Consider the following 14880-nt stretch of genomic DNA (forward strand, 5'->3'; position numbering starts at 1 on the left):
ATGAAGGGGACTTTGTTTGTAGTTAGTGGACCATCAGGAGTTGGAAAAACAAGCATTATTAGTGCCCTTATGAATAAACTAGAGAATATAGTTTTTTCTGTTTCGTGTACTACACGCCCACCACGTCCAGGAGAAGTTGATGGTGTAGATTATTTTTTTGTAAGTAGAGATAAGTTTATTGAAATGAGAGAAAAAGGCGAATTTTTAGAATGGGCTGAAGTGCATGGGAATTTGTATGGAACACCGAAAAAATTCGTACTTGAAAATATTGAAAAAGGTAATAGAATAATATTGGATATAGATGTACAAGGAGCGTTGCAAGTAAAGAGAAATTTTGATGATGCAGTTTTTATTTTTGTTGCACCACCAAGTTATGAAGTTTTAAAGGAGAGGCTTTTAAAAAGAGGAACTGAAAATAGCCAGTCAATGTTAAAAAGGCTTGAAAATGCAAAGTGGGAAATGTCAAAAATTGTGGAATTTGATTATTTAATAGTCAATAGCGATCTTGAAAAGTCTATACTTGCTATGAAATCTATTATTACAGCTGAATCGTACAGAACAAGGAGAATTTTAGACGAAGCATTGATAAAACGGCTTTTTAAAGGGGTGAGTAAAAGTGAGACCGGTAATTAACTATGATGAACTACTAAAGAGAATTCCCTACAAATTTGCTATCCCAATTGCAGCGGCAAAACGTGCAGAAAATTTAAAGGAATTCGCAAAACCATATGTTGAGACGTGGGATAACAACTATGTAAGTATTGCATTAAAGGAATTGAGTGAAGGTTATATAAGGATTAAGAACGAAGAGATTTTGAAAGTTTTAATTCCAAATGTAAAGTAAAAAAAAGAAAACATGACCCTGAAAAATTCAGGGTCATGTTTTTTAGTGTGCTATTAATTTAGGGTTTTACTTTACCACTGGAGCACTTTCGAGAAATTTTTTAACTAGTAAAACACTGTTTTTATAATCATCAAGGCTTATTACTATTATAGGGCTGTGAATGTATCTTGAAGGAATTGAAATTACTGCAGCAGGAACACCGTATGTACTTCTTGCATACCTTGCAGCATTTGTTCCACCGGCGGTTCTTCTTTTATACTGGAATGGAATGTTATTTTTCTTTGCAGTATCAACAAGTGCATCGAATAAGTCTTTATCGATGACATAGCCTGAATGTAAAAATGTCAAAGCTGGTCCATCACCAATATGAGTTGCCCATTGGGACTTATCTAATTCAGGATTATCACCAGCTGTAGTTGTTTCAAGTGCAATTGCAAAATCTGGTTTTATTTGCTGGCTAACAACTGCTGCACCACGAAGACCTGTTTCTTCTTGAACACTAAATACAAAATAGAGGTCATAGTCACTTTTTATATTACTTTCAATTAAATCTATTAAAATGCTACAGCCGCCTCTATCGTCAAATGCTTTACCAGTTGCAAAGTTGCCAATTTCTTTGTATTTTGTTGTAAATGCAACGTAATCACCTATTTTAACCTTTTTTTCTGCCTCTGCCTTTGAAGAAAATCCTGCATCAATTTTTAATTGTGAAAATTCAGGAGCTTTATACGGATCATCTTGCAAGTGAATTGCTTTAAAACCAATAACTCCTATTATTTCATCGTTAATAATAACTTTTTTACCGATTACTACCCTTGGATCTACTCCACCAACTGGCATAAAAGAAAGTGTTCCATCTTCTTCAATATTTGTAACCATGAAGCCAACTTCGTCCATGTGTGCATCCAAAACAACTTTTGCCTTTCCATTTCCTTTCTTAAAAGCAATTAAATTTCCCATTCTATCAACCCAAAATTTATCAACATTATCTTTTATCTTTTCTATGATAAAGTCTCTTACTTTCTTTTCATTTCCTGAGACTCCATTTATTTCAGAAAGTTCTTTTAAATACATTTATTGCACCTCCAATTCTGAAATGGTAAATGCCATAAGCTTTGCTGTATTTTCAACGTCATTTACATGAACCTTTTCATATGGTGTATGCATGTACTTTAATGGAATTGATATCAATTGGGTTTTTATACCAGCCTTTACAAGTTGGACTGCGTCTGTATCTGTACCACTTCTTCTTGGAATAGGTTCGTATTGTATCTTTATGTTATATTGACCTGATACATTTTGTACTTTTTCGTTGAATTCTTTATCTACAACAGGTCCAACAGCCACAACAGGCCCCTTATTGATTTCTATTTTTCTAAATCCTGGAATTGATTCATCTCCATGTGTAACATCTATAACAAATGCATAGTCAAGGTCTGCAAAATATGCTGCCGTAGGAGCACCTGGACCACCTATTTCTTCTTGAGTGGAAAAAATAAAGTAAACATCAAATTGATGTTTTATTTTTTTAAGCATTTCAGCAGTTTTAATTAGTGAAACACAACTTGCTCTATTGTCGAGTGCAGGTGCGTATACGATGTTGTTTTTTTCAAATCCTTCAATTTCATCTAACATTACAATATCTCCAACTTGAATTTCTTTCCAATTTTCGTTCATACTTATATCAAGGAACAAATAATTAAAAGTTGGTATTTTTTTTCTATCTTCTGCTTTTTGAAGATGTGGTGCTAAAAATCCAAAGATTCCGTAGAATTCTCTGTTTTTTGAATAGATTTTTACTCTTTGACCAATTACAGTTTTTGGATCCCATCCACCTATACCAGCAACATATGCAAAACCATCATCTGTTATCTTCGAAATTACAAAACCAAGTTGGTCAACGTGTGCAAGTAGTCCAATTTTACCTTTACCTTCCCCTTTTTTTACACAAACTAAACTTCCAACTTTCGTATAATGACATTCATCTACTAAGTCTTTCATAATATTTTCAATTTCTTTTGTTACTTTGTGTTCATATCCCGATGGTCCATGAATTGATGATAACTTTAGTAACAAATCTTTAGTGTTCACTGTATCCCTCCTTCTTATTTTCTAACAAGATTTTATCACAATTTTAAAGAATATGGTATATACTAATATAGGTAAAAACTTAAGAAAAGGGGGAGAGATATGCGGTATCCAAAGATAATCGAGTTTGAACTAACGACTGCTTGCAATTATTCTTGTAAACACTGCTATTGCAATGCAGGTAAAAAATCTTCTAATGAGCTTTCTTTTGATGAGGTGAAAAAGGTATTACATGATTTAAAAGATGCAAATGTTGAAATTGTTGATCTAATTGGTGGGGAGCCTTTAATAAGGCAAGATATTATTGATATCATTTCTTATGCTGCAAGTATTGGACTCGATGTTATGTTAAATACAAATGCATCACTTGCAAGCAAGGAAATTGTTAAAAAGATTAAGGAAGTTTATCCAAAATTAAAGGTAGGAATTTCATTTGATGGACATATTCCAGAAATTCATGATTTTGTTAGAGGACCCGGTGCATTTGAAAAAACCTATAGAGGATTTATAAATTTTCTGGAAGAAGGATTTGATGTTACAGTATTACATGTTGTAAATAAGATTAATTATGAACATTTTGAAGAAATGGTTAAATTTGCAATAGAGCATAATGTTTCACTTTATGTAGATAGATTTGTTCCTGTAGGCAGAGGAGAACTTTATAAAGATCTTCTTTTGCCAACAAAAAAAGAAGTTGAGCATGTTAGAAAAGTAATTAAAAAGTATGAAAATAAATTAACATTTTATGTTGAAGAGAATATTTCTGGAGGGTTGTGCACTGCAGGTAGAGAGCATGCATCTGTTTTAGTAGATGGAACGGTTGTTCCCTGTGGCCATTTTAGATATGATAAAGAATACTATATGGGAAATTTAAAGGAAAAGCCATTTAAGCAAATTTGGGAAAGTTATAACCCAGATATATTAATTTCAAATTGTAAGGGTTGTCCTCATTTTAGCAATTGCTTTGGTGGATGTAGAGCATTTGCAAAGAAATTAGGTTTGGATTATGATCCAATATTTTGCGAGGTGCATGTAGATGATAAAGAAGGATAAACAATTTAGAAAATTTCAAATGTATGGCTTTCTGAAAAATTTGCGTTTTTTTGAACCATTTTTGATTTTGTTTTTCCTTTCTTCTGGCCTTAGCTATCTTCAAATTGGAATTCTTTATTCAATTAAAAGCATTGCAACTAACATTTTAGAAATACCAACTGGTGTAGTTGCAGATTTGTATGGGCGAAAAAAATCTATGCTTTTTTCTATGTTATCATATATCATTTCCTTTTTGATTTTTTATTTTTCAAGATCGTTTTATTTGTACATACTTGCAATGATCTTTTTTTCTTTTGGAGACGCTTTTAGAACAGGAACTCACAAGGCAATGATTTTTCAGTATTTAAAACTTAATGGCATGTATGATTTAAAAGTTCAGTATTATGGCGCAACAAGAGCAGCTTCTCAGCTTGGCTCTGCGCTTAATTCTTTGATTGCTGCATCTATAGTTTTTGTAAGTGGAAACTATAGAACTGTATTTTTTATTGCAATTCTTCCATATATTTTAAATTTGATTAACCTTGCAACTTATCCTAATGAACTTGATAAAGCTGAAGTAAAAAAGACAAAAAAACAAACTTTAAAAGATTTTATTGATGCTGTTGCAAGCTGGAGGGTTTTAAAAATACTTTTAAATACATCAAGCTATTCTGCTATTTTTAAAAGTTTAAAGGATTATTTGCAACCTATTTTGGAATCATTTGCATTGTCAATTCCAATATTTGTGTGGTTAGATGATAAAAAGAGATCATCTATTGTAATTGGTATTGTTTATTTTTTCCTTTACCTTTTAACTTCATATGCATCTAAAAATTCATGGAAGATTGGAAAGAAAAGTTCCTCATTTGCTTTAAATTTGACATTATTTGTAGGTGCATTATCAGTAATTTTTGCGGGAGTAAGCTATATTTTTAATTTTTATATAATTTCTATCTTGATTTTTATTGTTTTGTACGTGCTTGAGAATTTAAGACGTCCAATTGCAGTTTCATATGTAGGAGACAATGTTGAATCTGATGCTCTTGCATCAGTTTTGTCGGTGGAGTCACAAACTAAAACACTATTATCGGCAGTTTTTTCGATTGTTTTGGGTTTTTTTGCAGATAAATTTGGAGTTGGACAAGCAATATCTATTTTAGGAGTAATCCTGCTTTTGATGAGTTTGTTTTTTAAGATAAAAGATTAAATTTGTGTTTTTTTCTATTTAGTGTATAATGGAATTGTATTAAATTTTGTGAGGTGATATTCATGGGTATTAAAAGTGGAGACAAAGTTAAAGTCCATTATGTGGGAAAATTTGAGGACGGAGAAGTTTTTGACAGTTCAGTTGGAAAAGAGCCATTAGAATTTGTAGTTGGTATGAATCAAGTTATTCCAGGCTTTGAAGAAGGTTTGATGGGTATGGAAGTTGGAGAAAAAAAGACAATAAATGTTCCATTTGAAAAGGCATATGGGCCTTATAGAGAAGATCTTGTTTTTCCAGTTGAAAAGTCAAAGCTTCCTGAAGATGTTGCAGTGGATCATTTGTTGGAAGTTCATCAACCAGATGGTAGTAGCTTTGTTGTTAGAGTAAGTGATATAAAAGATGACATGGCTTATTTAGATGCAAATCATCCACTTGCAGGAAAAAACTTGGTATTTGAAGTAGAGATAGTTTCTATAGGTGAATGATTTCTTTTTATTAAAATAATAAAGTGTGTTATCAATATACCCCATCCAGAGTGAAAAGGATGGGGTTTTTATTTGTTGAAAAAATAAGTTTTTCAGTTTTTAAGAGTGTCTGTGAAATTCTTTCAGTCTTTCCATAATCTGTTCTTTGCCATTCCTTTTGCCGTATTTTTTATCTATTTTTAAATATTTGAGCAGCAAATTTTCTTTTCCAAGTTGATAGTATTTCCAAGACTTGAAAAATTTAATATAACTTGTAAAAATATTTTTATTATAAGTTATTTTCTATTGGAGAAGTATTCATATAGATATTGATTCAGTAAAATATTTCTTTAATACATTATATGAATTGATTTGTATTTTGTTTACTAAAAATACATTATTTCGTCATCTTTTGTTTTGTTTTTATTTATTATAATTATAACTGACGTAAGTTTTATTCTTAGAAAAAAATTATAAGGGGGGGAATTATGAATTCAATTATTTGTACTGTTGGAGCAAGTATTAAAGCTAACTTAAAGGGGTTGGGGTTAGAAAATGAATTTGAAAGTGAAAATTATGAGAAATTGGTCAATTATTTTTTGAATTTTGAAAAAGATCCTGAAGAAGCTAGAGAGTTAGGTGCCGAAATAAATTCAACTGTAAGTATATTAAAAAGAGGTTACTTAGATGAGAGAAAGAACATTTATTTTTTAGTTTCAGACACAAAAGACGGAGAGAGAATTGGAAATATTTTAAAAGGCTACTTTCGAAATGTGAAAAATTTCAATTTTGAAAATGTTGAAGTGATCAAAATAAAAAGGTTGGATGATTCAAAACCTGATGATTTTAAATTATATGGATTAAGAAATTTAGTGAAAGAGATGGCAAAAATTATAAAAAAGAATTTGGGAAGTGTCATTATTAATGCAACTGGTGGATATAAGGCACAGATTGCGTTTGCATTAGCTTTAGGGCAAGGATTAAAAGTGCCAGTATATTACAGGTTTGAAAGATTTCAAAAAGTTATTGAATTAGAACCATTACCAATTAATTTAGATACTTCTTTATATTTTTCTGTTAGAAGTTTATTTGATATCTTGGAAGAAAAAAATGTTGTTCTTTTTAGAGAAGTTGAAAATATTTATAAAGGTTTGGGAAAAGAGGCGACCATATTTTTCGATATAGAAAAGATTAACAATGAAAAATATATTGCTATAAGTCCAATGGGACAAATTTATTTGGAAGTTGTAAGAAATGAATTTTATTATTTAGAAAAAGAGTATGAATTACTTGAAAGAGATAAAGAATTCGTATTTATAACTAGCAATAAAGAAGGGCATTCGTTAGAATTAATAAATAAATACAGAATTAAAGAATTATTTGAAAGGTTTAAATATGGAACTAAAGCGAGAGTATCCGTTTATTCAAAAAATGAAAAAGCGAAAAACTTTAAGGTTAAGATAAAAGGTGATAATTTAGTTGTAATTTTAACAACTAAGAAGGGATTGATTCATTTGGAGTTAGAAACAACTGCTAGAAACGAAATGGAATTGGAAATCATTAAAATAAAACTTGAGAAATATTTAGAAGAAAATTTTAAATGAGAGTTTTATTTAATTATGAATTGAGTTATTTTAAGATTTTAATTTTGTCATTTTTAATTGAGTAGGAGGGAAAATGTGCATAAATTAGAGTTGTATATTCGTTTTATATCTCCTCTTTTTTCAAGTAACGATGGTAATAATTTTAAATTAACTCCCCAAACTTTGAGAGGAATATTAAGATTTTGGTTTAGAGCAGTTGTTCCTAGAGTTCTTAATATTGATAGATTTAATGATGAGAATAAGGATTTAATTGGTTTAAAAAAAGCCGAAGAGTATATTTTTGGTTCTACAAAAATGAGATCATCTTTTGATATAGTTGTTGAAGAAATTGATATTAAAAGAGGTTATTTAAGTGAAAAAGAAAAAAGATATCAATTATATGGATTGAATAATGGATTGAATAAAAGAGAATATGCAATAGAAAATTCAAAAGTTAAAGTAGTTATTTATTTAAAAAAGAAAGATAAAGATATTGGAGAGTTAATAAAATATTTATTTGTTTTAGTTTCAATTGTAGGGGGGATAGGTTCAAAGTCGAGAAAAGGTTATGGAAGTTTTGAAATATTGAATCAGAAAAAATATACGCTTGAAGAAATTTTAAACATTTTAGATGATATAAACAGAAGAATATTTTCAAGAATAAAGGGGTTTGATATTCAACCAACTGCGTTTAATGGTACAGTTACGGAATTTCCTACATTACTTGAAGGTTATTATGACTTTTTTATCTATGATCGTGGTTTTTCTAACTTGGAGCAGGTTTTTAAGTTTCTTTACGAAAATTCAAGAGTAGATAAAAAGGGTATCTATTTAAAAGTAAAGGAAAAATTAAGAAAGTTTAATAGACATGATTCATTTCGAGAAGCATTTATCTTAATTAACAGTCGGGATAAAAAAATAAAAAATAAAAAAGATAAACATAAGAAAATTGTTTTTTATCAATCAATTATGGGGTTACCAATAAATTATTATGTTAAAAGCTTGAAAAAACCTATTAAATTAATACCTACTAAGGGTACGGGAGAAAGAAAGGCATCTCCTTTGTTTATATCGATTCATGAAAATGAAAAGAATAAATATAGATTGCATTTTTTAGTTATGAGGAGCAAATTAACTGATAATGGTAGACCTTTATTAAATTTTGGGGAAATAACAGTTTTAGGTAATCAAGATTACAAACAGTTCTTGAATATATTAAAAGAAGAACTATATAGTCAGGGGTGAATAAAGTGATTTTGCTCAAGAAAGTAGTTTTAATACAAAATTTTTTGGAAAAATTTTTTGAAATAAAATTTGATGAATCAATCATAAAAAATTTAGATATAGAAAGTAATTTTGATTTAGAGAAATTAGATTTAATTGCTAAAGAAGCGGAACTTGGTTTTTTTCAAGATGTTTCCATAAAAAACGAAGTAGATCTTTTGAATAATCCGGAATTTATTCATCCACTTACGAGCGAGAAATTAAAGTATGATTTTATGAAAGAATTTAATAAAAACTATGAGAAAAAAATAGTTAAGAAAGAAGATTATATTGATGATATTAAAAAATATTTCTATAAATTATGGTGGAATTTACCAAATTTTTTTAGTGCTTCTTTTATGCTTCCTGCCGATCCAAAAATTCCCGTATATTCGATTATAGATTATTTGGATAATGTTTTAGCAATAAGTGTTTCTGATAAATTGTCGTTGATGTTAGTTTCCATAGGACCGGTTCAGGAATTTATAGCAGCTGCTAGAAGTACTATAGATTTGAAAATGGGTAGTTATTTGCTTTCTTTTTTAACTTATCAAGGAATAAATGTTATAGGTGAAGAGTATGGTTATGAAAATGTTATTTTTCCATATATGAGAGGAAATTATTTTGTTAAAAAAGACTTAGAGAAACTTGGAATTGAAATTGAAAATTATATGGATCCTTCTGTTGCTTCTTTACCAAATGTTTTTACGGCAATTGTTCCTACGAGTGATATTAAAAACTTGGAGAGAAAAATTAGAAAAGCAATAAAAGAAAAAATGAATGAAGTAAGTAATTTTATGAAAACATTTTTAATGGAGAATAATAATATTGCAAATCAAAAGATAACTTTGTTGAAAAACTTTTCTAATGTATGGGATAAACAAATTTCACAATTTCCAACTATATTAATAGTTAGTCAAGAAATAGATAGTTTAAAAGAGAATTTAGAAAAGCATTTTGATTATACTGGAGATAACAATTATTTAAATCTATTGAAAAAAGCAGGAAAAAATTCATCCTCCATTAGATTTTATGGAGTTTTCAGTGAACTGCTTGGAATAAAGAGTTCGTTGAGAAAGGCTACAAGAGATTTTGTTCAAAATTTTGAGATTGGTGGAGAACAAGGAGACGATATTGGTGGAGAAAATAAAGCAGTAATTGAAGTTAGAACAATATACAATAATGAGGAAAGAAGAGAAAAGTTGTCTGCAATATCTGCTATAAAACGATTTTTTGTAAATTATCTTGAAAATAAAGGTTATATAGAAGCTTATGAAAAATTAAAAAAAATAAGGACAACAGAAGAAATTGCTGGCGAGTATAAATTAGCAGTATTAATAATGGATGGAGATAATATGGGCAAATGGATATCTGGGAAATTAGCTCCTAATATGAAGGAAAGGCTTCATTCTAAAGTGATTGCTGAGTTAGAAAGAAATGGATATGATAATTTATTTGAAAATGTAAATTTTGTTACCCCATCATATCAAAGAATTATAAGTAGAACATTAAATAATTTTACAAATTTTGTCCCAAAAATAGTAGAAGAATTTGGAGGTTTATTAATTTATGCAGGGGGCGATGATGTTTTAGCATTATTTTCATCCAATAAAGTATTCTACGCTGCTAATAAATTGAGAAAAGTTTATTCCGGTATTGGTAATGTTGAAGTAGAAAAATTCATTTTTAGAGATGGATGGTGCTATTTAAAAGATAAGAATATTCCAGTCTTTAATATGATGGGGCCTAAAGCTACTATGAGTGCAGGAATTTCAGTTGCTAATTGTAAGTTTAATTTAAAAATGCTATTAAATTTAGCAAGAAAAATGGAAGGATTAGCAAAAAATAATGAAGATAATAGTGGTAAAAAGAAAAATAGCTTTGCAATTTCCACAGTTAGAAGAAGTGGACAAGTAGTTGAATCAAGGATATTTTGGGATATTGATGGATTTGATGTTTTATTTTATGCACAGAATTTTATAAAAAGTTATGAAAAAGTTAAGTCAGTAAAGCGATTAATAAATAGGTTAATTTCTGAATACGAAAATTTTGGTGTTGGAGAGGATATTATTTCTGTTAATGATTTTAAAGAAAAAGTAATTCCTTATATTGCAAAGAAAATAAATTTTAAAAATCTAGCTAAAGAAAGATTTTTGGAAATTGAAGATAAAGAAAAATTTTTAGAATATTTAAAAATTCTTGAAAATATAGAGTATTCAAGAAGAGAGGAGTATGAACATGAAAATTAAAGTTTTATATATAAAGCCTTTAGATACTTTGGCATTTAGAAAATCTAAAACTTTTTCAACTTCTGAAGAATCAGTATTTCCAAATGCAAAAACATTTTATGGAGCTATATTTGCAGCTTTTTTTAGAAATAAAAAAGTAGATATAAATCGAATTGAGTTATTTATAAAGAATAAAGAATTGAGTATTATAGGCCCATTTTTGTCTGATGATACTGGTGAAATATTTTTTAGAATGCCTTCAGTTATTAAGATGAATGATGAAACTGAAGAATATTATAAAGCATATATAGATAAAACTTTTTCTTTTAATATAGAAGAGAAAAAATTATATGGAATTAGATATAAAAAAATGAGGAATTTAAAAGAACCAACTAAAAAATACGTATCATTAAAGGAATTAGAAAAAATAAAATATGGTTATTTGAATATTTCTGATATGAAAGAATCGAATGATCAAAGAATATATAAAGAAGAAATAAAGATAGGAATAGCATTAAAAAATAGAAAAGCAGTTGAAAGAATGCTATATCTTCAATCTTATTATAGATTTATAGAAAATGCAGGTTTTGCATTTTTTGTTGAATATGATAATTTGGGTATATTAAATGAAGTAGATGTGATAAAGCTTGGTTCAAAGGGAAAGTTAGCAAGGTTAGAATTAAAGGAAATTGAAACTACTATATTTGAAAAAATTAACGACAAGGAGAAAGGAATTTTATTGTTAACACCAGCATTTTTTGATAGAGGTGTATTACCTAAACACTGTGATAATATAATCGCAATTGCAAATTATAAACCTGAAAGTATAGGTTTCTGGGATTTGAAAAATAATAAGCCTGGAGAAATGTTTAAGGTTGTTCCAGCAGGTAGCGTATATTATATTGAAGGTGATTTAAGTAATGAGTATACTGAAAACTTTACAGATAAGTTTCAGGAATTTAATTTTGGAAAATATATAGAGATAGAATTATAAGGGGGTAAGTTTAATGGATGGGAAAATAGGATTTTTATATGCAGTTACTCAGGTTCATGCTGGAAAGGGGATAGATGTTGGCGTAGTAGATCAACCTATTCAAAGGGAAATTCATACAGGTTTTCCAATAATTTCTGGTATTAAAGGAGCTTTAAGAAATGAAGTAGAGTTTGAAAATGAAGAAGAAATTTTCGGGTCTGAGCCAGGTGATAATGAGAAAGAAACAAGACCAGGGAACGTAGCCTTTTCAGAAGCTAAAATTTTATTTTTTCCTGTAAGAAGTTTAAACAAAGGATTGATTTGGATAACTTGTCCGATGGTTTTAAGTAGATTGAAAACTGCTTTTAAAATAGTAGGGAACGAAGAATATGTAAGAAAGATTGATAATTTTTTGAATGAATTAGAAAACGAAGATATTGAATATTCAACGTTAATAAATGAGGAAGTAAGTTTGGAAGAATATGCGGTTAAACCAAAAAATTCAAAAAACTTGGTTGAATTAATAAGAGGATTAAATAATATTGCTCCAGATCAATATTTGTTTAATTTATTGTTTGAAAATTTAATAGTTTTGAAAGATGAAGACTTTTCTTTTTTCGTAAAAAATTCAACCGAAATTCAGCCTAGAATTAGAATTGATAAAGAAAAAGGAATAGTTGCCGAAGGTGCATTGTGGTATGAAGAATATTTGCCACAAGATACAATAATGTATTTTATAATAAAACCGCTTAATAGGTCAAATTTAATAAATGATTTAATAAAAAAGATTGATGGGATTTTTATAAATATAGGAGGAAAAACAACCATAGGTAAAGGCTTTACATATATTACTGTGCTGTGAGGTGAAAAAATGAAAAGAGAAAATAGTACCAAATTAATAGCAAAGAACTGTGTTGTTGAAAAAGTTCTAAAGGAGGAAAACGATAAAAATATTTTGAAAAGTTATAGATCTTTAATAATAGGATTAGGTGCAATGATTATTCAAAATGGACTTTATGGTACATTAGTTTTTTTAAGAGCTAAAGGAAAAAGGCACCATGAATTTGTTTTTGAAGATATAAGAATTTTTCTTGAAAAAAAGAAATATATTAAAAGTAAAGATGTTCTTGAATTTTTGGAGCAAACAGATAATCTTTCTTTGATTCAAGAAAGAGTTTTAGAATTTGTAAATTGGTATAGAAGATATGCAGAAATATTTATAAAAACATCTAATGAAGACGATGAAAATAATTAATAGGTGGTGATTGTTTTGAAATTTTTTCAGCATAACCCGAATAATATTAAGAATTCAAGTTTGTATTATGATAAATTTGCTTTTAAAGAAAAAAGGATTATGGAAAGTAGAAAAAATATTTCTAGTAGAATTAATGAAATTTTAAATGGTAACACAAAAAAAGTTAATATTGAAAAGAATATCAGGGAATTACAAGATTTAGATGATTTTTACTACCTTGATTTAAAACATATTGAGGATATAAAAAAATTAGCTAAAGAAAAAGATATACAGAAGGTTATTGATAAACAGATAAAGGAAAGGTATAAAGATATATTGATAAAAATAGCTACAAATTCTAATGATCTGTTTGAAAAAATAAAAACTTTGAAAAGAACAAGGGAGAGAATGATAAAATCAATAAGTAAGAGGTATAGAGTAGTAAGTTTTAGTGAGGTTTATGTGAAAACTTCTTTTCTTATTGGAGCCGGTATTCCTTCTATTGATGAAATAGGATTTTATTGGTCGAGAAATTTTGGAATTCCAATAATTCCAGGTTCTACATTGAAAGGTGCTTTTAGAAATTATCTTGAAGAGATTGGGGAAAAGTATGTTGAAGAATTATTTGGAACTGATGAAAAAAGAGGAAGTGCGATTTTTCTTGATGTAATACCTATAGATAAAATTACTTTAGCGATTGAGTATCAGACTCCACATTTTCAAAAATACTATATGGATAACAAAGTTCCAAATGATATATATAATCCAATACCTTTAAGTTTTTTAACTGTAAGTTCTGGAAAATTTAGAGTTGATATAATATTAAACAATGAAAATTATTTTGAATTAGAAAAGACTTTAAAAATTCATTTAAAAGAATTTTTGGAAAATTATGGGTTAGGCGCAAAAAGTTCTTCTGGTTATGGTAGATTTAAAATAGAAAATCAGTAATAATTATTGATATAATGAAATATAAAAAGTTCCCACACTATCCAAGTGGGAATTTTTTCAAAGAACATATATTAATTTACTACTTTACCTTTCGTTTCTATACCTAAGATACCATCGAATAGTGCAAATATTGATATATATAAGATTACTAAAAATAAATATTTATCAACAAATAACCGGTAAAGTATGATGCAATAATATTTGAAATTCTTACAGTTGCCCAAGTTATTCCATTTGCTGTTCCACAAAGCAGAGTTGGAAATAATTCAGGAGTGTATGCATGTACAAGTCCCCATACGCCTAATATAAAAAATAAAAGTATTAAAATTGTAAATAGAAGTAAATAGAAAAAGATTTTTATTGACTTTAAAAGTAAGAAAGAACCAAGAGCAACACCACTGAAATATGTTGTAAAAGTTTTTTCGACCCCACTTTTAATTAAGAGTGACACTGAAAGATATTCTGTAAGCTGTGCAGGGTGAACAAAGAATGTATACCATTTTGTATTTGTTATAGTTATTCCTAAACTTGTAATAAATATTTTAGTACTCATGAAAATAGAGCATAATACATAAAACTAATTACAAACCAGGAAATAATAAGTGCTGTTTGTTTTATATATTCTTTTTAAATATCCCACTAAAAGTGATTTTTTTATTTTTATTTTTTCATATTTACAGGGACTTTGTAAAAAATTTTTTAGACTATTTATTCCTTTATTTTTTGAAGATAGACCCTGGCCAAAGTAAAAAGTAGGTTAAATTAGAATAAAAAAAGGCTACACCTGTTAAAATTATTTTTGTGCTAAATATAACACAATACAAGGAGGTGTAGCCCAAAAATATTCTCTTCAATATTATTTAACAACAAAAATTGCTTAATAAAATATCTAATCTTGTCTTTGACAAATCTAAAAGTGTAATGCACCCCGAAAAATTGGACAGAAATCAAGAAATTTTTGTGTAGTTTAAGTATTCTTCGTATACCTCTCGTGGGCTTCTGTATTTCAATGC

The 14880-nt window shown here is 28.4% G+C and carries 15 protein-coding genes; 12 read left to right on the forward strand and 3 right to left on the reverse strand.

Features of this window, described 5'->3' with window-relative positions:
- Both gmk and rpoZ read left to right on the forward strand, forming a co-directional pair.
- Entirely contained in the window at positions 1-633 is a 633-nt protein-coding gene (gmk, locus tag EO083_RS08560; RefSeq protein WP_126993837.1) for a guanylate kinase, read from the forward strand.
- A complete protein-coding gene (gene rpoZ / locus EO083_RS08565) occupies positions 617-844 on the forward strand; it encodes a DNA-directed RNA polymerase subunit omega (protein ID WP_126993839.1) in 228 nt (75 codons plus the stop codon). The genes gmk and rpoZ overlap by 17 nt, the downstream gene beginning before the upstream one ends.
- Before the next feature lie 66 nt (positions 845-910).
- Here the strand turns inward: rpoZ and EO083_RS08570 are convergent, their stop codons facing one another.
- Together EO083_RS08570 and EO083_RS08575 are read right to left on the reverse strand one after the other, a co-directional pair.
- The gene (locus EO083_RS08570; protein WP_126993841.1) at positions 911-1918 is read right to left on the reverse strand and encodes a M42 family metallopeptidase; all 1008 of its coding nucleotides are present in this window, start codon (positions 1916-1918) and stop codon (positions 911-913) included.
- Positions 1919-2935, reverse strand: a complete 1017-nt coding sequence (locus EO083_RS08575; RefSeq protein ID WP_126993843.1) for a M20/M25/M40 family metallo-hydrolase — start codon at positions 2933-2935, stop codon at positions 1919-1921.
- Positions 2936-3034: 99 nt separating this feature from the next.
- Here EO083_RS08575 and EO083_RS08580 point away from each other — a divergent pair, with 99 nt between their 5' ends.
- The 10 genes from EO083_RS08580 (at position 3035) to cmr6 (ending at position 13867) form a co-directional block, all read left to right on the forward strand.
- Positions 3035-3985, forward strand: coding sequence for a radical SAM/SPASM domain-containing protein (locus tag EO083_RS08580; RefSeq protein WP_126993845.1), 951 nt, complete (start codon positions 3035-3037; stop codon positions 3983-3985).
- Positions 3969-5171, forward strand: a complete 1203-nt coding sequence (locus EO083_RS08585) for an MFS transporter (RefSeq protein WP_126993847.1) — start codon at positions 3969-3971, stop codon at positions 5169-5171. Before EO083_RS08580 ends, EO083_RS08585 begins: the two co-directional genes overlap by 17 nt.
- Before the next feature lie 62 nt (positions 5172-5233).
- Positions 5234-5656 carry an FKBP-type peptidyl-prolyl cis-trans isomerase gene (locus EO083_RS08590; RefSeq protein ID WP_126993849.1) on the forward strand — a complete coding sequence of 141 codons (423 nt, stop codon included), beginning with the start codon at positions 5234-5236 and terminating at the stop codon, positions 5654-5656.
- 467 nt (positions 5657-6123) lie between these two features.
- Positions 6124-7239 (forward strand): putative CRISPR-associated protein, encoded by a 1116-nt coding sequence (locus EO083_RS08595; RefSeq protein WP_126993851.1) that lies wholly within the window; start codon positions 6124-6126, stop codon positions 7237-7239.
- Between the two features lie 75 nt (positions 7240-7314).
- Complete coding sequence (gene cmr1 / locus EO083_RS08600) at positions 7315-8463, forward strand: type III-B CRISPR module RAMP protein Cmr1 (protein ID WP_164723710.1); 1149 nt, start codon at positions 7315-7317, stop codon at positions 8461-8463.
- Positions 8464-8468: 5 nt separating this feature from the next.
- Complete coding sequence (gene cas10 / locus EO083_RS08605) at positions 8469-10730, forward strand: type III-B CRISPR-associated protein Cas10/Cmr2 (protein WP_164723711.1); 2262 nt, start codon at positions 8469-8471, stop codon at positions 10728-10730.
- Positions 10720-11703, forward strand: a complete 984-nt coding sequence (gene cmr3, locus EO083_RS08610; protein ID WP_126993855.1) for a type III-B CRISPR module-associated protein Cmr3 — start codon at positions 10720-10722, stop codon at positions 11701-11703. Before cas10 ends, cmr3 begins: the two co-directional genes overlap by 11 nt.
- Before the next feature lie 13 nt (positions 11704-11716).
- Positions 11717-12544 carry a type III-B CRISPR module RAMP protein Cmr4 gene (gene cmr4 / locus EO083_RS08615; protein WP_126993857.1) on the forward strand — a complete coding sequence of 276 codons (828 nt, stop codon included), beginning with the start codon at positions 11717-11719 and terminating at the stop codon, positions 12542-12544.
- A 9-nt stretch (positions 12545-12553) separates the two neighbouring features.
- Positions 12554-12937 carry a type III-B CRISPR module-associated protein Cmr5 gene (cmr5, locus tag EO083_RS08620; protein ID WP_126993859.1) on the forward strand — a complete coding sequence of 128 codons (384 nt, stop codon included), beginning with the start codon at positions 12554-12556 and terminating at the stop codon, positions 12935-12937.
- Positions 12938-12952: 15 nt separating this feature from the next.
- Positions 12953-13867 (forward strand): type III-B CRISPR module RAMP protein Cmr6, encoded by a 915-nt coding sequence (gene cmr6 / locus EO083_RS08625; RefSeq protein ID WP_126993861.1) that lies wholly within the window; start codon positions 12953-12955, stop codon positions 13865-13867.
- A 148-nt stretch (positions 13868-14015) separates the two neighbouring features.
- Here cmr6 and EO083_RS08630 read toward each other — a convergent pair whose 3' ends face one another.
- Positions 14016-14420 carry an MFS transporter gene (locus EO083_RS08630; protein ID WP_126993863.1) on the reverse strand — a complete coding sequence of 135 codons (405 nt, stop codon included), beginning with the start codon at positions 14418-14420 and terminating at the stop codon, positions 14016-14018.
- Between the last annotated feature and the right edge of the window lie 460 nt (positions 14421-14880).

This window comes from Thermosipho globiformans (assembly GCF_003990895.1).
Lineage (GTDB): Bacteria > Thermotogota > Thermotogae > Thermotogales > Fervidobacteriaceae > Thermosipho > Thermosipho japonicus.